The organism is Mucilaginibacter achroorhodeus, assembly GCF_007846095.1.
GTDB classification, from domain to species: domain Bacteria; phylum Bacteroidota; class Bacteroidia; order Sphingobacteriales; family Sphingobacteriaceae; genus Mucilaginibacter; species Mucilaginibacter achroorhodeus.
The window spans coordinates 95,043-112,445 of the sequence record NZ_VOEI01000007.1 but is presented as its reverse complement, the minus strand read 5'-3'; the positions used below and the strand labels follow the sequence as shown (position 1 = coordinate 112,445).

The 17,403-nt window shown below is 43.4% G+C and carries 19 protein-coding genes; 4 read left to right on the top strand and 15 right to left on the bottom strand.

Annotation, left to right across the window (positions count from 1 at the left end; genetic code table 11):
• Positions 1 to 42 precede the first annotated feature (42 nt).
• The 10 genes from FPZ42_RS17040 to FPZ42_RS16995 form a co-directional block, all read right to left on the bottom strand.
• Positions 43 to 876, bottom strand: a complete 834-nt coding sequence (locus FPZ42_RS17040; RefSeq protein WP_146273071.1) for an alpha/beta fold hydrolase — start codon at positions 874 to 876, stop codon at positions 43 to 45.
• Positions 877 to 978: 102 nt separating this feature from the next.
• Positions 979 to 1,248, bottom strand: coding sequence for a helix-turn-helix domain-containing protein (locus FPZ42_RS17035; RefSeq protein WP_146273070.1), 270 nt, complete (start codon positions 1,246 to 1,248; stop codon positions 979 to 981).
• A gap of 629 nt (positions 1,249 to 1,877) precedes the next feature.
• The gene (locus FPZ42_RS17030) at positions 1,878 to 2,801 is read right to left on the bottom strand and encodes a DUF5712 family protein (protein WP_146273069.1); all 924 of its coding nucleotides are present in this window, start codon (positions 2,799 to 2,801) and stop codon (positions 1,878 to 1,880) included.
• A gap of 21 nt (positions 2,802 to 2,822) precedes the next feature.
• A complete protein-coding gene (locus FPZ42_RS17025) occupies positions 2,823 to 3,377 on the bottom strand; it encodes a BfmA/BtgA family mobilization protein (RefSeq protein WP_146273068.1) in 555 nt (184 codons plus the stop codon).
• 276 nt (positions 3,378 to 3,653) lie between these two features.
• Complete coding sequence (locus FPZ42_RS17020; RefSeq protein WP_146273067.1) at positions 3,654 to 4,001, bottom strand: hypothetical protein; 348 nt, start codon at positions 3,999 to 4,001, stop codon at positions 3,654 to 3,656.
• On the bottom strand, positions 3,998 to 4,264 hold the full coding sequence (locus FPZ42_RS17015; RefSeq protein ID WP_146273066.1) for a helix-turn-helix domain-containing protein: 267 nt from the start codon (positions 4,262 to 4,264) through the stop codon (positions 3,998 to 4,000). The genes FPZ42_RS17020 and FPZ42_RS17015 overlap by 4 nt, the downstream gene beginning before the upstream one ends.
• 152 nt (positions 4,265 to 4,416) lie before the next feature.
• Positions 4,417 to 5,178, bottom strand: a complete 762-nt coding sequence (locus FPZ42_RS17010) for a hypothetical protein (protein WP_146273065.1) — start codon at positions 5,176 to 5,178, stop codon at positions 4,417 to 4,419.
• 879 nt (positions 5,179 to 6,057) lie between these two features.
• Positions 6,058 to 6,840, bottom strand: a complete 783-nt coding sequence (locus FPZ42_RS17005; protein ID WP_261382333.1) for a molybdopterin-dependent oxidoreductase — start codon at positions 6,838 to 6,840, stop codon at positions 6,058 to 6,060.
• Entirely contained in the window at positions 6,815 to 7,531 is a 717-nt protein-coding gene (locus FPZ42_RS17000; protein ID WP_186458806.1) for a cytochrome b/b6 domain-containing protein, read from the bottom strand. Before FPZ42_RS17000 ends, FPZ42_RS17005 begins: the two co-directional genes overlap by 26 nt.
• A complete protein-coding gene (locus FPZ42_RS16995) occupies positions 7,528 to 8,286 on the bottom strand; it encodes a DUF1223 domain-containing protein (protein ID WP_146273064.1) in 759 nt (252 codons plus the stop codon). The genes FPZ42_RS17000 and FPZ42_RS16995 overlap by 4 nt, the downstream gene beginning before the upstream one ends.
• A 114-nt stretch (positions 8,287 to 8,400) precedes the next feature.
• On the opposite strand from FPZ42_RS16995, the gene FPZ42_RS16990 reads away from it, so the two are divergent.
• From FPZ42_RS16990 to FPZ42_RS16980, 3 genes are read left to right on the top strand one after another with little or no spacing between them, the layout of a single operon-like run.
• Positions 8,401 to 8,976 carry a sigma-70 family RNA polymerase sigma factor gene (locus tag FPZ42_RS16990; protein WP_146273063.1) on the top strand — a complete coding sequence of 192 codons (576 nt, stop codon included), beginning with the start codon at positions 8,401 to 8,403 and terminating at the stop codon, positions 8,974 to 8,976.
• Position 8,977: 1 nt separating this feature from the next.
• Positions 8,978 to 9,253 (top strand): hypothetical protein, encoded by a 276-nt coding sequence (locus FPZ42_RS16985; protein ID WP_146273062.1) that lies wholly within the window; start codon positions 8,978 to 8,980, stop codon positions 9,251 to 9,253.
• Between the two features lie 58 nt (positions 9,254 to 9,311).
• Positions 9,312 to 9,533 (top strand): hypothetical protein, encoded by a 222-nt coding sequence (locus tag FPZ42_RS16980; RefSeq protein ID WP_146273061.1) that lies wholly within the window; start codon positions 9,312 to 9,314, stop codon positions 9,531 to 9,533.
• 66 nt (positions 9,534 to 9,599) lie between these two features.
• Here the strand turns inward: FPZ42_RS16980 and FPZ42_RS16975 are convergent, their stop codons facing one another.
• A complete protein-coding gene (locus FPZ42_RS16975; protein WP_186458805.1) occupies positions 9,600 to 10,184 on the bottom strand; it encodes a cupin domain-containing protein in 585 nt (194 codons plus the stop codon).
• Positions 10,185 to 10,220: 36 nt separating this feature from the next.
• Between FPZ42_RS16975 and FPZ42_RS19530 the strand changes: the two genes are divergently transcribed.
• Positions 10,221 to 10,676, top strand: a complete 456-nt coding sequence (locus tag FPZ42_RS19530; RefSeq protein WP_261382332.1) for a hypothetical protein — start codon at positions 10,221 to 10,223, stop codon at positions 10,674 to 10,676.
• A gap of 1,924 nt (positions 10,677 to 12,600) precedes the next feature.
• Here the strand turns inward: FPZ42_RS19530 and FPZ42_RS16960 are convergent.
• The 4 genes from FPZ42_RS16960 to FPZ42_RS16945 form a co-directional block, all read right to left on the bottom strand.
• Entirely contained in the window at positions 12,601 to 13,335 is a 735-nt protein-coding gene (locus tag FPZ42_RS16960) for an AAA family ATPase (RefSeq protein ID WP_146273057.1), read from the bottom strand.
• Between the two features lie 24 nt (positions 13,336 to 13,359).
• Positions 13,360 to 13,644, bottom strand: coding sequence for a hypothetical protein (locus FPZ42_RS16955; protein WP_186458804.1), 285 nt, complete (start codon positions 13,642 to 13,644; stop codon positions 13,360 to 13,362).
• Between the two features lie 417 nt (positions 13,645 to 14,061).
• The gene (locus tag FPZ42_RS16950; protein WP_146273055.1) at positions 14,062 to 16,350 is read right to left on the bottom strand and encodes a xanthine dehydrogenase family protein molybdopterin-binding subunit; all 2,289 of its coding nucleotides are present in this window, start codon (positions 16,348 to 16,350) and stop codon (positions 14,062 to 14,064) included.
• 10 nt (positions 16,351 to 16,360) lie between these two features.
• Positions 16,361 to 17,386, bottom strand: a complete 1,026-nt coding sequence (locus FPZ42_RS16945; protein WP_146273054.1) for an FAD binding domain-containing protein — start codon at positions 17,384 to 17,386, stop codon at positions 16,361 to 16,363.
• Positions 17,387 to 17,403 lie beyond the last annotated feature (17 nt).

Here is a 17,403-nt window from a genome sequence, read left to right as displayed (position 1 = left end):
CCGAAGCGAACCTGATACAGGTTCGCTTTATAATATTTATCGTTATTTTGAAAGAAATTCAAGGAGGTCAACATTCAACTGCTCTTTTGCCGTGTAGAAGAGGCCGTGAGGTTGTCCTTCATAAATAATGTACTGTGCATGCGGAACGAGCTGAGCGGCCTGCTCTCCGGTGGCTTTGATCGGAACGGTTTGATCGGCATCTCCGTGGATCACCAACAAAGGCACGCTGATGCTGCTCATCTCGCTGCGGAGATCCGTAGTCGCAAATGAGGTGGCGCACTCTGTTGTGGCTCGCAGTGATGCTTGCATAGCTACATGCAGGTTCCATTCCAACATCTGGTTACTTACGGGATGATTGAGCAGGTTAACGCCAAAAAACTGTTTACCAAAATCATCCAGGAAAGCGGCTCTGTCTTTTTCCAAGCCCTCTCCGATAGCCTGAATAGTTTCCTGCGGCACACCGTCGGGGTTATCTTCGGTTTGCAGCATATACGGCGCAATAGAACTTACCAATACTGCCTTACTCACTTTTGCACCTCCATGTCGGCTAAAATAGCGTACCACTTCACCGCCAGCCATAGAGAATCCGATCAATGCAACATCTTCCAATTGAAGTTGATCGATAACAGCTTTAAGATCATCGGCCAGGGTACTGTAATCATATGCGGTCCATGGTTTATCTGATTTACCAAATCCCCTTCTGTCATAAGCGATCACCCGGTATCCACCCTCAACAAGGGCCTGAAACTGGTTCTCCCACATTTGATGATCAAGAGGCCATCCATGAATCAGGATCGCGGGTTTGCCTTGTCCAAGATCCTCGTAATATAGATTCACCTCCTGACCGTCTGTGTTTTTACTTTTTATAAATTTCATAGATAGATTGTTTATAAAAACAACCTAATGAAATAAGGATTGTTCTGGAATACCTTAGCCTAAAACAGAGTAGAAGTGAATTTCAACTTTACACTTGACCTATCAAAAATGTAACCGCAAATTACTGAACCGGGATACGCCCGGACGGGTTTTTTCAAAAAGCTCAGACAGGTCCATTTCTAAAAGTGCACAGATGCTAATGAGCCTTTCAACGGTTAGCTTATTATTTCCAAGTTCAATTTTGCTGTAAGCATTCTGCTTAATAGACATCTTGGCCGCCATATATTCCTGGGAAAAATTCAGTTGTTCCCTTTTTCTCCGGACTGCGACGATGATCGCATCGATTTGTTTTCGGTGCAGCTGGCTCTTCATGGTAGTTAGAATTGTAATTGGGTCTACTTAAATATTGAGATCCGATTTAATAAACTACGAACTTTTTTATACGCTGGTTTTATCTCGGTTTCATCGTCCTGATACTTACTTGTACGATTGTGAAATATGCCTGGTTGTGCCTAAAGCGGAACTTGATAAGTACGCTGAAGAATTAAGGTCTAATCATTAATTAATCAACAATCAATCACAGAATAAAAGGTCTCTTTAAATTGTTATTACCTTGCATACTCAATACCGGTAATTCTACCGGTTAAATGTGATAAGGTTTAGGTTGAAATCCCCGGCGGCGAGCGTTCGGGGATTTCTTATTTATTACGCACCCACAAGCAGCCATTTCAGCGCTTGAACAACCGAAGCCTGCAGCAGTAAAACTGTCAAGGGCGACGGTGACAGCCGTCGTTTATATACCCTTGACAGTTTTCCTGCGCCGCTATCTTTGTGAAGGCGGTGCAATGCCGAAATTCGATAGGATTGGAAAAGCAGGGCTGGTCAAGGCACGCAGACCTGCCTGCGTGCGGCAGCGAGGCTTGATGCGCAATGGAACCCGGCGGCGAAGCGCGTGGTGCAATGTAGCTATCATGCCGCAGCTGCAAGGCCAAACAGTAAGCTTATACAGACGGTCCTCTGTACTGATCTGAACCCTGACCCAAACCCCTCTTTTTCTTACGTCGCTTCAACTCCTCATCCATACCAGATCCCGCAGGCGAACCGATAAACTCCGGCTCCAGCAAAGCTTTTAATAATGGAAAAGATTGACCTATCTTTTGCCCCGAAGCAACCTGCCAGGCAAGTTGTATATCCTTCATCTGTTTACGTTCCTCGTAACTGCCATTCTTCATTGTATTGGCGTATTTAAACGATTCATCCAATGTCCTCGGATATTCAAACAACTGGTCGAACAAATATTCAGCAGACTGCTTAAAAGCCACCCTGTCGAATTGCCCGACCTTTAGGCTATGCTCCGCATTCTTTCCCTTGGAATTATTGAGCGGACTTAACTTGATATTGTTACTTGCATCCTTACGGCTAACAATGATCTGTACATGCATCTGCTGCCCCGGCTTGACCTCACCACGCTTTGCTTTACCTTTTCGTACTTCAAGGTCTTTATAAGTATAGTAGCGGTTGTGCTCCAGCTTTCCAAAGTAAACCAGGTCTTTACCGCTCTCCACACCGCTTCGTTTAAAGTTACCGGCATAAGCATCCATCACTCGCTTCGCATAAGCTTTCAGATAATCAACAGCTTTATCTCCATACTTTCCTTTCAAATACAATAGCTCTTTCTCGCTCGGGCTGATGTTCACCAAAAAGAACTTAGCATCATCTCGGGACAGCTTGGCGATGTTGTTATCGATGCTCTGCCTTACCTCGTAAACCTGCACATCATCCCGCTGATGGCTGAACCAAGATTCAGGAACAGCGAACTTATCCAAAGCTTCTGCAAGCCTGTTCTCTTTCTCTAGATATGCCACCAATTGCTCGCAACTACCTTTATTATTACCCGCCTCGCTCTTTGTAATGTTGATATGCATAGTCAGCACTTTATCCTTCAACTATAAATTCAGCACCCGCTGCCTCACCTCATTCAACAAGGCATCCTTGTCCGCCTGGCTGCTCAGCATCCCCAGCTTCTCCCTTTGCCTGATATAGTATTCCAGTATCTCACTGACCTGTTTCTTTAACCGGCTTTTGTCCAAATGCGCATTATCCATCCTTTCCAGATACTCTCTGATAGATCTCAGCTCCCTCGTATGAACAGCTAATACTTCTTTTTCCCAAAGATTATGTTCGGTAATATCCTGCTTGAAACTTTGCATAATGCTTCGCTCAAAAGCCATTGTCCTTTCCCCATCCTTCTTGATAGGTATCAACAGGTCTTGCTCTTGTCTTTTAATAAAAGCAACGATATTATCTGTCTTCCTGTTAATGGCATTCTTTAGTAACTCATCATTCAGGTCCCTCGGATCTTTCTTGGTCTTATAGAAATAATCAACCATGAATACAAATGCATCCAGCTTGGACAGCCCGTTCTTACGGGCGATGGCTATCAGTCTTTCATCCGTTTTTTCAGTAAACCGTACCGTCTTGTTGTTTTCTGTATTACCCATAAAATCATTTAAACTCCATCATTGCGTATACCGGACGGTATACTGTTTTCTTTTTTTATTCTATCAGGCGGGGGGCAAAGTATACTGAGGGTATACTCAAAACCGCCATAGCCCCGCAGGGCGAGCGGAAAAGTCGGGCTTGCCCGACTTCCGCTCGCTCCCCCCGCATGCTGCGAGAGGACATGAGATATACCGCTGCATCGCTATTAAGATATACACCTATACCGTTTTACAGATACATCAGTAAACTCATCACAACAGTCCAAATAAAAATCCTCAAACCGATCCGATCTCCCATCCGGCAGGCCAGTAAACGAGGCTGCCTTTCTTCGGGTGATAAGAAGGCTGGTAACGGATATAGCCATACGCATCCAGCTCTTTGATGCACTTGTGATAGGTCGCTATCGAAGCGATCCTGCTGTAGGCCATTAGCAGCTTACGGGTAATGGCGAAAGGACTGACAAAGCTGTTCCGCTGCCACTGGATGAATAATCCGCTGAACAGGCTGAAATGTGTGGCGTTCAGCCGCTCATCCCTGCTCATCCGGCGCAGGAGTTTACCATAGCCGCTCAGTTCTGCATTTGAGATAGAAACAGACCTGGACTTAGTATTAAGCTTATTCATTGCAAGCCTCCTTCCAGTAATCTGTTGATGTCTTCCTGCTTGTAATAGATGATACTGCCGATACGCGTAAAGCTTAGCGTACCGTTGATGCGCAGGTTCTGCAAAGTACCAGGCGAGATCTTCAACAGTTTTCTTACCTCGTTACTCTTCAGCCATTTCTTTGACACCGTTTCTCCGCCTACCTGTACGATCTTTTTGATCTCGGTCAGCAACTTGTTCTCCAACTCTCTCAGATCCTCTTTGGTGATCAATTCCACATTCATGCTTCCTCCTGTTTTAAGTAAATAAATCAAACCGGTTCAGCGGAAATAGCAAAAGCGTTCCGCTGAACCCAACGACTCAAAAGTGAAAGAGAAAAGAGCGAAATGAATGACCAATGACAATGTTTGGTCAGATTTGGAGAGGGATTACAAGTCTATTTATCGTCTTTACGAACGATCTTGAAGAGCTTATCCTTTTCAGCGATCTCAATAAACTTGGCAGGCTTATCATCCTTCTGCGCAGGAAAGTAATTACGCGCAGTATCGATTGAGATATCCTTGTCGCCATGCTTGAAATACTTAGCGATCATTTTATACCAGGGTGCCTGGGTTTGTGAGCTGACCAACCTGCCGCTTTCCGGGATACTTAGATCAGGAATTTGTTTGATGACGTTAATGAAGGCCGCGATATATCCTTTGGTAATATTGACCTTTTCGCTGACGTCGTACTTCGTCGCTTCTTTTAACAGTCCTTTCAGCTCAACGACCTCCGCATTCAGCCTGTCGATCTCGCGGTCTTTTTCCGCTACAACAGATTCGATCGGCTCCAGCTTATGCCAGCGGTCAATGGTTTTCAAAAACGACAAGAACGACTCCAGCTTTTTTGCATTGGCCATGTTGCGGGCATATTTCGCAGAGATCGGATCTTGCCTTTTGAAGTAATCGATACGGACCCGGACGATGTCTGAAACATGATCAAAGAATGCTTCTTCGTCAGACGGATGCCTCCCTAAAAAGTAATTCAGATGAAAGTTATAATAAGGCTCAAAATCCGCTTCAACAAAATCGTAGATCTTCAGCAAAAAGAAATTGTCTTCTAACGCTTTGTTCTGAATGATCGGGTTGCCAACTTCATATCTGTGAGGGGAAAAGTCAAAACGATTGCGGAATTTGAAGTAGAGGCTTTGAGTTGGCATAGGATGTGTTTGCTTAAAAACAAGCTACACTCCATAATGATTTATTTTTTTTAAGCCATTTAGATTCTATTAATCTATCAAATCAATCCCCCAAAGGGGCTATGACACCAACTCGAGTTATGCTACAAAAGAATCTTAATGAAATATTAGTAATTGTTGAGATTTTAATACGCAAAAAGTTCGAACTGGACGTGTTCGGTGGCTTTTCCGCAATAGCTTTATTATCAATAATCTGATGTTTCTCAAAATTCAAGGATAACCGAATATTTGTATTTGTTTTGATTGAGTTTGAAAGAACTATCTTAAAGATAAGCATTAAAGCTTAGTTTTAAATACTAAATTTCTTTAAGGTATTTATTGATATTTTCTTCCATAAAAACATAAAAGTTTTCGAGGGATTCGATTCCTCTTCGGGTTACTTTTTTTTAAAAATTATAAAAGGTTGTAGATTCCACATCTTCCAAGCTATTTTCGTTTGTTAAGCGACATTTGAATAACACAATTCGAATTATAGATATTTCTGGCTAAAATAACTTTAATTGAAAAAAAGAGTTTGTGTCTGTTCATTTCCAAAAATCAATTATCAGAACAGTAAAACTCCATTAGATGATATAATCTTAAGGGGTGTTCATTTTAGGGCACACCAAATTATTCAGCTTATTCCATTCGATACATTCGTAATTAGGGAGTCATTTCCAGTCTAAACTCGGTTTGTAAATATTTCATATGTAAAGCTTGTACATAATTATATTTGATTTAGTTATGGCTAAAAAGAACAACTTCATTATCGCAAATCTTCTTTTAGAAACTAAAAAAACCACAATAATGATTTGTTCGATCTACCACCGCTAACAAATCTACCTTCCGGGCAATTATCGGCTATAAACCAGAATAATAATCATAACCCTCGCGTGCCCAGTAATCGGGCGGGCGCGTATTGCTGAAGGTCATATAACCGATCCGTTTCAAGTTTTTGATACCATACTTGACCGGGATAATGAGCCGCAGCGGCGCGCCGTGGTTAAGTGGTATAGGCTGGCCATTCATCTCGTAAGCCAGGATCGTTTGCGGGTGGATCGCGCTATCCATGTCCAGCCCGACCTGGTATTCCTTATCCGGTGTCATGAGCCCCATATATTGAGTTTTGGTTTCTTCCGCCAATCCGAAATGTTCGATAAAGTCCAACATTTTCAAACCACCCCAGTACTGGATCTGATCCCAACCCTCCACGCATTTAAAATCATAAACGATCTCAGTCTTCGGCAAAGTCTTTATCTGATCCATGGTAATGTACATCAGTTCTCCGTTGGCACGTTTTACTTCCATTTTCCAGTCGGCCAGTACAATGTCGCTTTCCAAACCAATATCGCTATTTTGCCGCACATTTTTAGCGGCCATGGCTTTCGGATAGGTTTTGACCAAGTGGTTCCGGCTGAAGAAATTACGAAAAAACAGCTCGGTCTTGTTCAGCGCCCTACGCAGCGGCACCTGCGCCCCACCGGTCACGCCGGTCAATTCTTCCGCCGAGGTAGATAGCCAGCGCCAGCCCTTATAAGCCGCCGCCGAACCTAATGCAAATACACCCAGCGATAAAAAATTGCGCCGTTTGATCTTTTGATCGATGGTCAGCGGCTGTTTAGTCTTCTTTTGGTTTTTCATCATTTTCAGGGCTTGCTGTTGGAACTATTTTCATGGGTTTGTTTGACCGTATCACCTCAAAACCCGAGATGACCGACCAGAAATTCTTCCAGCCGGCCAGGATCACCTGCGTGATGTGGATAAGAAAAAAGAATACATAGCCGATGGTCAATATAAAATGAATGATGCGGGCCAGATGATAGCCCCCGCAGAGCCAGGTAAGGGTGGCAAATTGTACCGGCTTATAAATGGCCAGCCCGGTCAATACTGAGCCAAAACCCATCACGATAATAGCGGTGTAAGCAATGCGCTGCGCGGCATTGTATTTATTTTGCGGCGGTTGCATTTTGCGGATATGCAGATCATACAGTAACACCTGCCAGGCTTCTATGAACGACTTGCGCTGCGGCAGCAGTTCCCGCCAGGAACCCGACACGACGGTATAAATAACGTAGATCAGCCCATTAAGAGCAAAAAACCACATGAACAAAAAATGATAAGCCATACCCTTGGCCAGGTGCGCCGGAATATCCAAGGCCTTGTAAAACCAGCGCGGGAAAAATTTAACATAGGTGTGCCCGAACAAGGTGATGCTGTATACATCATTGGCCCAGTAGATGAGCAGCCCGCTCCAGATCATGATGGTCAGTAATGGGAAATTGACCCAATGCGTCCAGCGCATCAGCACCGAGTGTTTTTCTTTGATCTGTTTCATAAAGCCAATTTGGTGGCAGCGTTGATCGAGCCTGTTTTGCTGTCTTGTACAAAGGCAATTAGTTCAAATTGTTTTGCACCAAAATCTGGGGGCAATTTCAGTGTGGCTTCACCCGATGAGGCATTTACTCGTATATTTTGAATGTTGGTAACGATCTGCACATGTGATAAAGTACGGCCGCTGTTCTCACCAGCCTTGACCGCGATCGTCGCCAGTTTTTTGACCAAGGCTAATACGAGCACCTGGCCGGGTGCTGCTTCGGTATGATAATTTAGTGTGGCCGATCCATTGTTTACTTTGAAGTTATCCAGCGAAAGATCAGTTTGGGCTGGTTGTTTTAATCCGGTATTGATCGCTTTCCTTAAAGTACCTTCCTGCGAGGCGACGAACTCAGTCTTGCCGTTAACCACGATCTGCGGCGTGTAAACCGAACTTAAATTCAGCCAGTTGGCGTAGGTGTTTTGCCGTTTGGAGTAATCAGCGCTGCTGAAGACATCTTTCCAGCCCAGGCGATTCCAGTAATCTACATGATAAGCCAGGATATACACCGGCTGACCATTCATTTCTTTTTCGATCTTCGCAACGACCGCATCGGCAGGCGGACAACTGGAGCAGCCTTCAGAGGTAAACAGTTCCACCACCGCGAAGCCTTTATCAACCGGTGTTTTTTGAATGCTCTGGTCACTGAACGACAAAGATCCCAGGCCCGCTAAGACAGCGAAGGAAAGAAAAGAAAATATTTTAGTGCTTTTCATGATTGCTTATTTTGGGTTTAGTCGGCTTTAAATCAGTATCCTTACAAATAATTTCAAAATTTGTTGTAAGGTTTGTTTACGCAATGCGACCAATAAATGTTTATTGATGGAAAAATGACGACTCCTCCCGCCCGTCACTTACTTGATCCCCAAAACTGGGTGAGCGCTTATGCTGACTTTTTATATCGCTATGCCATTAGCAGGGTTAATAATGAAGACCAGGCCCGTGACCTGGTGCAGGAAACTTTTTTAGCCGGGTTGCAAAGCCAGCGTAATTTTGCCGGTAAAAGTTCAGAGCGTACTTGGCTCACCGCGATCCTGAAAAATAAGATCTATGATGTGTACCGAAAAAAGGTGAACGGTTTAAAAACAGCAGAAATGAACGATCAAACAGGCGAAGAACCGGATTTTTTTCATGAAGACGGGCATTGGAAACAAGAGCACCAGCCCCAGGCTTTTGGCGTGGATGATTTTGATCCGCTGGCCAACAAGGAGCTTAACAGGGTGCTGCTATTATGCCTGCAAAAATTGCCGGCCCTGTGGTTTTCGGTTTTTACAATGAAACATATGGAAGACGAAGCGACTGAGATGATCTGCAAAGAACTAAGATTGACCCAAGCCAATTTTTGGGTGATCATTCACCGCGCTAAATTAAATCTGCGGGCCTGCCTGCAAAGAAACTGGATGTGAGATGAACGAGTTAACAAAAGTAATTTATAATTGTCGCAAGGCCACCTACCTGATCGATAAACGCTTTATCGGCGGTATAACCTTCAGGGAAACCGTTGAACTGCGTATTCACCTGATCGGGTGCAAAGTATGCGGTATTTATATGGAGCAAAGCAAAAGGATCAATGAAATGGTCCGGCAGTTACTCAAATCTGAAAAGCCGCCGGAGATCAAACTGGATGAAAGCTTCAAAGAAGCGCTGCAGGCACAAATAACGGCCGAAATAAATAAAAATTAATTGGTGTAAGGTTTGCCGGCCGGCCCCGACTAACAGGCAAACATCAAATTAAACAAACATGAAATCGTACAAATCACTGATCGCCGGCTTAAGCTTAGCCTTTATCTGTATCGCAACTGTTGACGTTAATGCAGCTACCAACCACACCTTTTTCCAGGACAAAATGTCTAAGATGAAAAAGGACACTTCAAAAATGGATAAAATGGGAAAGGATAAGATGAAGATGGATAAGAAAAAAATGAAGATGAAAAAAGACACCTCGAAAATGGGTAAAATGTAAAACGTGATAACGATTGGGAGGTCGTTAGGACGTTCCATCAGGAAAGGGGTTTAGGCCCCTTTTTTGTTAAGCGAAGCGGTGCTGCAATATCGCTACCACGTACGGCGAATCGATCCGGACATCATGGGTAGTATGCAGTGGGATCTCCAGGTGATCGCCGGCGTTCAACGTGAAGATGTTCGATCCTATTTTACAGGTACAGGTGCCCTTCAGGATAAAAAAGCTTTCGGAGATCACTTCATGAACTTCTTCGGGCACATCCAGTTTGGTAACAACCAATGTTTGCGCGATCTTTTCGTCTTGTTTAAGCAAATGCGCAAAAAAATCATCAAAGGGTTCAGCGGGGATCAGGTGTTCTACCGCTTTTAACCAGTTTTCATAGTTTGAATATTTGCTGGTTGGTGGTAGGTTGTTCAGATTGATATTCTCATCTGCAAAGAGCACCGACATGATCTTGTTTTTCAATTGCGGCTTTGGCGCGATCGCCTGGCTTAACGCCAAGTATTCAATAGCCAATTCTATTTCGTTCAGTTCCTGATTAATTTCCGCGTGGGCTAAACGCAAAGCACTGATCTCGTTGCCAAGTTCGGTATTGAACCCGAAACAATATTGTTCCAGGTTGCCTCCGTCTATATAGCCCTTGATATCCATGAGTTTACAAATGTAACCAAATGTTTTTCTATTATTTTGAAACATTTACAACTTCAGCGAGAATACAACGACGAGAAGATGATCATAGATCCTTCCGCTATGCTGCTCGAATATCGGGAACACCGTAAGAAGCCACCTGAACTTTTTCGCATTTTCCGCTTAAATGAGCAGCGTAAAAACCGTTCGTTGGTCATCCGAACTCACTTCGATGCGGCCGCCATGCGCTTTGGCGATTTCAGCAGAAATATAAAGGCCCAGGCCCAAACCTTCCTTACCATCTCGCGCCCTCGCGAAAAAGGCAGGAAAAGTGACGCCAAGGAAGCTTCAGGGATCGGTGTGCCGCTGTTGCTGACCTGCAACCGGAATTGCCCGTCCACTATACTTGCTTTCACATTTACTGTTTCATCCGCCTGGCCATGCGTGAGCGCATTGCTGAGCAGGTTGCTGAACAATTGGGCGATACGTTTGCTGTCGAGCTCCAGCGGCACCTAATCGTTTTTAAAAAGCTTTGTCAATTTGTTTAATACTTGAAAATTCTTATTTTTATGGTATATCATTTGAATTCAAACAGCCTCAAAACCAAAGTGAGTTTTTGGTGAGTCACTTTCGAACAGGCTGATAAAATATTGATAATGAGATAGAACGAGGCATGGTTCGAGTCCCGTCCAGTTTGAAACAAGCTTTCTCAAGATATTAATTTAATATAGAAAGCCAGTGACGTTAAGCACTGGCTTTTCCAATCACATCAGTTAACAAGGATCTGATCTCCAGTGAGCTGGCTGAGTCCTTTCCTGCAAGTGTCGCTGGCGAGCAACATGTACAGGGCGGTAACCTTGGTTACACGCATAGTTTTTTTGCTTCGTTCTGGGTAGAAAAATTTCGCCCTACTTGGGCCCCGTTTACAATTACGACGTAATGTGAGGTGGGTACATGCTCGCTTGAAGCATGCGGTCGATGTTCTACAAATGCTGCAGCCATAATAAATGATTTTTAAGTTTTTAAAAGCAAATTTAAGGAGTCAGAAATCGATGTTTTTGCGGGTTCTCGTAATTTTGAATCTTTTTCGTGGATAACATTCGAACAGTATATGTGTTAAAATGATTATCTTTACTTAAGATTTGCGTCGTGCGGGAATACCGGTGAGTCGGCTGGTGAGTGCGGAATTTTGAAGTTGTAAGATATTGATAATCAGATCGCTATAAAGGTATGGGTATTCCCCTACGGGCTACTAAAAACGCCGGTTTCTTACAAGAGATCGGCGTTTTTTTGTTGATAGGGCGCGTGATTGGTAAAATTTTGATGAAACTCAATAACTCGGAATGATGCTGAAATACGACTTTTGCAAAGTTCAGAATTTCGCAATCAAACAGATCCTTACCACAGCCTTTTGTCAGCAAAGCTTCCCTGGAAAGTGACGTTTAAGCAAATTGACCTATCATCAAAATGGGTAAAATTTTATTAAATTTTCTAAGCACCTAAACGATATTATTGAAATACTTGCACAGTTTAAGGCGAAGTACTTCGTTCTTAGTTACGTAGCCACACTTCTTCAAAGTTGCTTCTTAAATTACGACCATTTAATCAAAATGAATAAAAGTGGTTTCTTCCATATCAAAGGACAGATACTGCAATTTTCATTCTCAACAGAATGAGATCGACACGATAATTTTTGAGGAAACAACGATTGAGATTGATACCGTAAAGAATCTAATTGAGCAACTACAGCACGCGCTATTACACTGTTCCTTATCATTTCAGTAAACAAAGTTTCCACCAATCCGCTAAAATGGGCACGAGATTATGACTGAAAGAGATTTGAGCTGGTTTGCAAGACATTTACCTAAAGAATCTCACAATACGGTGTAATTCTTTAAAAGGAGTGTGAATACATTTATTCAGTTTTTAAAATAAACGCTAAATTGTGTTTAAAAACCAGGTGATGAATTTAACCCTAAGATTGCATTTTAACTAAGAATACGAATTTTCCCCAAATGGGCATAATGGTAAAACATTTATAGCCATTGTTGATGCTCTGTATGTTCCGAACAATGGTGACTTTATCAGTTTTACTGCTGCGGACTACGTTTCAGACAATGCTGTTGCGGATAGGTTACAAAAGGCAATGGAAGAAGGGGGCAGTTTTAGAGTACGTATCCTTGGTGCGAATTACGAAAAGGCCCGAACGATTGTAGACTTGCTTCTATTCAATGACGAAAATTATCTTTCAGCTTATGTTGAATAACAATGATTTGGTTAGGATAACTTACATGGCTTTGCACAATATTGCTGAATGGATTGGTGCGGCCAAGCTTTATGCCCACAGCCGAGCAACGGATATTACGCGATCACTGCCGCAGCAGGTTGTTAGTATTTAATTTTTTATTTGTTTGAACAACTAATTCAATTAATCTCTCAATTAATGAAGTAATAGCTCAATCATGCCTTTATAGTTGTTTACAAAAGACTTGGTGATAATGTAAGCTTGTGACTGCTCATAAGTAATTTCTTTAACGCCTTCTTCGTCAAATTGGTAAATTACTGCATTGGGGTAAGCTAATAATATAGGCGAATGCGTTGCAATAATTAATTGTGAGCCTTGTTTGACCAAATTGTCAATCAATGACAATGCAGTAAGTAACCTCGTCGGTGAAAGGGCGGCTTCAGGCTCGTCAAATAAATACAACCCATTCCTGCCAAGCCTTTGGGACAAAATTGTAAGGAAAGCTTCACCGTGTGAACAATCGTGGAGTGAATCCAGGCCATATGTTCTATAAAAGAGGTCACGATCTTCAACGTATCTTTCATCCAAGTACGTTACAAAATTATAAAAGTTCTCTGCTCGTAAAAAAAAATAATCTGAAGGCTTTTTATGGTTTTTCAAACCATATATAAATTCTGACAATAACGATGGTGCCATATTTGAAGGAGTACCCCTTGATCCACCCTCTTGTGATATCCCGAGCCATTCTGACAATCCTTCAAGGAATGTGGATTTTCCAGAACCGTTTTCTCCTACAAGAAATGTTACATCCTCGTGAAACTTAATTTCAGAGAAATTTTTAATGGCCGGAATGTTAAAAGGAAATTTAGTAAATGAAACGATACGATCTTTGCGTATTTCAACTTTTGATAAATAGGGCTTCGTCTGCAATATTCTTTATTTAAGATTAGTTCGTTACTTTATATAAATTTTCAATTGTTGATACCCAAGCCAATTTTCCAATTCCTTATCTTCTTTCGTCTGATTTTCAAAGTTATTTTTGTATTTAAGAAAACCAAATTGTTCAATTTCTCTCGCTACTTGATCTTCAGGAAGCACGACTGGTTTTAGATTTAATTTTTCAAAATATCCTAAACTGTTCTGCTCGATAAAGTCTTCTAAGAAACGATGCATTCTGGACTTTAATTTAATTATTTGAACGGCATCTGATTTTATATCATCAATCTCACAGTGAAGCATCAAGTCTCTTTCATATCTTATGAAAGATGCAGATTTAAGTTGATCGTGTGCAGAAAATGTTACGCGATAATCAAGGATAAAAGTATCTTTTTCTGCTCGTCGCCAATGAGACCTTTTTGAATACGCTGTAACAACTTCTCTGTTATCCTTAAAAAAATCTTTATTAATCGAATAAGATAGTTGTGTCGTATTTTAAAAGGGGTTCCGTTTTTTTGATGGGGCGCGTAATTAGTAAAATTTTTATGAAATCGAATGACGCGGAATGAAGCTGAAATAGACTTATGCAAAATTCAAACACCAGCATCGAAAAGCCGCCCTTTCACAATTTCTTATTTGCAGAGCGTCTCTTTCTGCGTATCAAAGATGTTTGAAAAGGCAGACTTAGACGTTTGTTAAAAGCCTGATAAACTTCTTAATTTATGACTCAAAAAACTTTTCAGGCGTTAATGGGAGGTCCCGCAGTCTTTTACCTGTTGCGTTGAATACCGCATTTGCTATTGCTGCCGAAACTCCGGTAATTCCGATCTCTCCTATGCCGCGGGCACCGATAGGGGATATGTGCGGATCAGGTTTACCGATGAAATGAACATCAATAGGCGGAACATCCAGGTGCACGGGTACATGATAGTCAGCAAGTGTGCGGGTAACAGGGTTGCCCCAGCGTTTATCATATTCAGTTGCTTCCATCAGTGCGGCGCCTATACCGAAAATAACTCCACCGATGATCTGCGACCTTGCCGTTTTCTCATTCATGATCCGGCCCACATCCTGCACGCTGGTGACCCTTTTAACTCGTATAGTGCCAAGATCTTCATCAACCCAAACCTCTGCAAACTGAGCACCGAATGAATGAAAGGCATATTGTTTGATATCGCTGTTTTGTTCAGCAGGGGTTTGACTTGGAGTACAAAGTGCACTGGGAACCGTAAGGCCCGCACCTGAAACGGGCAAAGTTGTTGCACATGCTTCGATCTCGTTGCGTTTTGCCCTGTTCAGAATATCTAAATAGGTATCCGATTTGTCTTTATTACCTTTCACAAAAAGCTTACCGTTGGCAAAATCGATATCGTCAGGTTTACTGCCATTTAATTTCGAACCCGGATCGGCAATGGCCATCGAGATAAGTTCTTTTCGCAGCAATACGCAGGCATCTAAAGCCGCTGGATGGATACTTGCCGTAGTTTGCGAACCCCCTGCCAATGGTGCCGGCGGAAGGCTGGAATCACCGATCTTTACGTCAATTTTTTCCACAGGTATACCAAGCGCATCAGCTGCTGTTTGGGCCAGTACGGTGTAAGTTCCGGTACCGATATCAATAGATGCGGTCATTACCGTTACATCGCCCTTATTGTTCATCAATACCTTTACGGAGGCTGCACTTCGGCCACCCGGATAGGTTGCAGTAGCCATCCCGTATCCCACTAAATATTTTCCCTGGCGTTTTTGCCTTGGTTCGATACTGCGGCTTGCCCAGCCGAAACGTTTCGCGCCGGTCCGGTAACAGTCTACCAGGAACTCACTCGAAAAGTCATGGCCTTTTACCGGGTCTTTGGTCGTGTGATTTTTGATCCTGAATTCTACCGGGTCCATTTTTAACTGATAAGCCATCTCGTCCATGGCACACTCCAATGCGAAAGTTCCGGGGGTTTCGCCCGGCGCGCGCATAAAAGTTGGGGTGCTGCGGTCCAGATGCGCCACATTATAAGTGACCTCTCTAAGTCGGGCCTTATACAAGACCAGGGTTTGTTTCCCGCTTGGCTCAAAGAACTGAGTAAGATTATTATAAGTGTTTGTGTGATGGCGTAGCACATTCAGTTGCCCGCCTGCATCAGTGCCCACACCAACACGCTGGATAGTTGCTGCGCGATGACCAACATTGGTCTGCATCATTTGCCTTGTAAGCGCCAGCTTTACCGGCCGGTTTGCCGCCTTTGCAGCCATAGCAACCAACAAGGTGTGCAGCCAAAGGCCCTTAGAGCCAAAGCCTCCGCCAACAAACGGTGCCATAACGCGTACATTCTCCTGTTTCAGACCAAAGAAATAGGCAGCTATTGCACTGGTAAGGCCCACGCCCTGAGTAGCATCATATAAAGTTAGCTTATCAGTACCTTCCCACACTGCAACTGTTGCATGGGGTTCCATAGGGTGATGATGTTCAACCGGTGTCGAATAGGTATGATCTACCTTTTTGGCTGAGGCCGCGAGCGGACCGGCGGCTTTACCTTCATTCACCTGTGCCTCTTCGCCCATGAACATTTTTGGTTTGGTGCTTTTTGGAAGTTCCGTTTTCAGATCAACTGCGGCCTTATCTGCAATATACTTCACCTGCAGTTTATAAGCCGCTGCGCGTGCCTGTTCATAAGTTTCAGCAACTATCACCGCTACAAACTGTCCGGGATAATGTACCGTATTATCCTGCAAAGGCGGAAGATTTTCGCCGAGGAAACCCGCACCTGCTTTCATCTGCGCCTGCATATCCAGTGGTTTTAACTTATAAGCGTTCTTATAACTGATCACCGCTATTACACCGGCTTCCTTCCGGATAATGTCATCATTGATCGACGCGATCTTTCCTTTTGCTATTGATGCACGTACAGGAAATGCATATGCCATGTTTGGCTGATTAAACTCCGCAGCATACGTCGCCTTGCCACTAACTTTCATACGGCCATCAATGCGGCTAATGGGTTTACCGGTTTCACTCATGATCTTGATTTTAATTAGTGGTTGTTAAATCCGCTTCCATAGCACCATAATTACCGCCCTGCATGGCACCCTCAAGCGCACGTACAATTGCCTTAGCGGCCATGCCTACTTTATATTTATTTTGCTCTAAGGGTTTCGCGTTCTTTAATTCGGCTAATGCCGCTGCCTTAAAGTTTGCCTCCGTAGCTTCTTTGCCCGTAAGCCACTGTTCAGCTATCCTGGCACGCCAGGGTTTATGAGCCACGCCTCCGAGGGCAATTCTTACATCTTTGATCCTGTTACCGCTTGTTTCTAAAGCTGCCGCAACGGACACCAGCGCAAAAGCATAAGACGACCGTTCGCGGATCTTTAAATAATAAGATTTCTCAGCAAGCCTGTTTGCCGGCAGGTCTATCGATGTAATAAACTCTCCGTGTTTCAGGGTATTATCAATTTCCGGATGGTCTCCGGGCAAACGGTGGAAATCCGAAAATGGGATGCTCCGCTTAGTGCTGTCTGATCCTTCAACATGTACTACCGCATTAAGTGCCGCCAGGGCCACCGCCATATCAGAAGGGTATGTTGCTACACACTTTTCCGACCATCCTAAAATTGCATGATTTTTATTGACGCCATGTAATGCGCCGCAACCGCTGCCTGGTTCGCGTTTGTTGCAGGGCATGTTTACATCGTAGAAATAAGTACACCGCGTGCGTTGATTAAGGTTACCCGCATTGGTCGCCATATTCCTGATCTGGGCACTGGCTCCTGCCAATATCGCCATTGAAAGTAAAGGATAATTTTCGCGGACCAGCTCATGGTTAGCGGTAACTGCATTAGTTGCCGTTCCGCCGATAGATAATCCGTTTTCTTTTTTCTCAACTGCCGAAAATTTTAAACGGGTCACGTTTACCAATTCAGATGGGCGCATCACGTCTTCCTTCATCAGGTCAACCAGGTTGGTGCCACCACCAAGGAACCTGGCTGTAGGATTAACCACAACAGCATTGATAGCCGCAGCGGTTTCGGATGCATTTGAGTATTTAAATGGCCTCATATCAGACGCTTTATTTG

Coding starts and splice junctions, on each gene's coding strand:
- FPZ42_RS17035 (WP_146273070.1), bottom strand. CDS start 1,248: ATGAAGAGCCAGCTGCACCGAAAACAAATCGATGCGATCATCGTCGCA.
- FPZ42_RS17015 (WP_146273066.1), bottom strand. CDS start 4,264: ATGAATGTGGAATTGATCACCAAAGAGGATCTGAGAGAGTTGGAGAAC.
- FPZ42_RS17020 (WP_146273067.1), bottom strand. CDS start 4,001: ATGAATAAGCTTAATACTAAGTCCAGGTCTGTTTCTATCTCAAATGCA.
- FPZ42_RS16945 (WP_146273054.1), bottom strand. CDS start 17,386: ATGAGGCCATTTAAATACTCAAATGCATCCGAAACCGCTGCGGCTATC.
- FPZ42_RS17040 (WP_146273071.1), bottom strand. CDS start 876: ATGAAATTTATAAAAAGTAAAAACACAGACGGTCAGGAGGTGAATCTA.
- FPZ42_RS16955 (WP_186458804.1), bottom strand. CDS start 13,644: ATGCTTCACTGTGAGATTGATGATATAAAATCAGATGCCGTTCAAATA.
- FPZ42_RS16985 (WP_146273062.1), top strand. CDS start 8,978: ATGAACGAGTTAACAAAAGTAATTTATAATTGTCGCAAGGCCACCTAC.
- FPZ42_RS17030 (WP_146273069.1), bottom strand. CDS start 2,801: ATGCATATCAACATTACAAAGAGCGAGGCGGGTAATAATAAAGGTAGT.
- FPZ42_RS17010 (WP_146273065.1), bottom strand. CDS start 5,178: ATGCCAACTCAAAGCCTCTACTTCAAATTCCGCAATCGTTTTGACTTT.
- FPZ42_RS17000 (WP_186458806.1), bottom strand. CDS start 7,531: ATGAAACAGATCAAAGAAAAACACTCGGTGCTGATGCGCTGGACGCAT.
- FPZ42_RS16995 (WP_146273064.1), bottom strand. CDS start 8,286: ATGAAAAGCACTAAAATATTTTCTTTTCTTTCCTTCGCTGTCTTAGCG.
- FPZ42_RS16990 (WP_146273063.1), top strand. CDS start 8,401: ATGACGACTCCTCCCGCCCGTCACTTACTTGATCCCCAAAACTGGGTG.
- FPZ42_RS17025 (WP_146273068.1), bottom strand. CDS start 3,377: ATGGGTAATACAGAAAACAACAAGACGGTACGGTTTACTGAAAAAACG.
- FPZ42_RS16975 (WP_186458805.1), bottom strand. CDS start 10,184: ATGGATATCAAGGGCTATATAGACGGAGGCAACCTGGAACAATATTGT.
- FPZ42_RS16950 (WP_146273055.1), bottom strand. CDS start 16,350: ATGAGTGAAACCGGTAAACCCATTAGCCGCATTGATGGCCGTATGAAA.
- FPZ42_RS17005 (WP_261382333.1), bottom strand. CDS start 6,840: ATGATGAAAAACCAAAAGAAGACTAAACAGCCGCTGACCATCGATCAA.
- FPZ42_RS16980 (WP_146273061.1), top strand. CDS start 9,312: ATGAAATCGTACAAATCACTGATCGCCGGCTTAAGCTTAGCCTTTATC.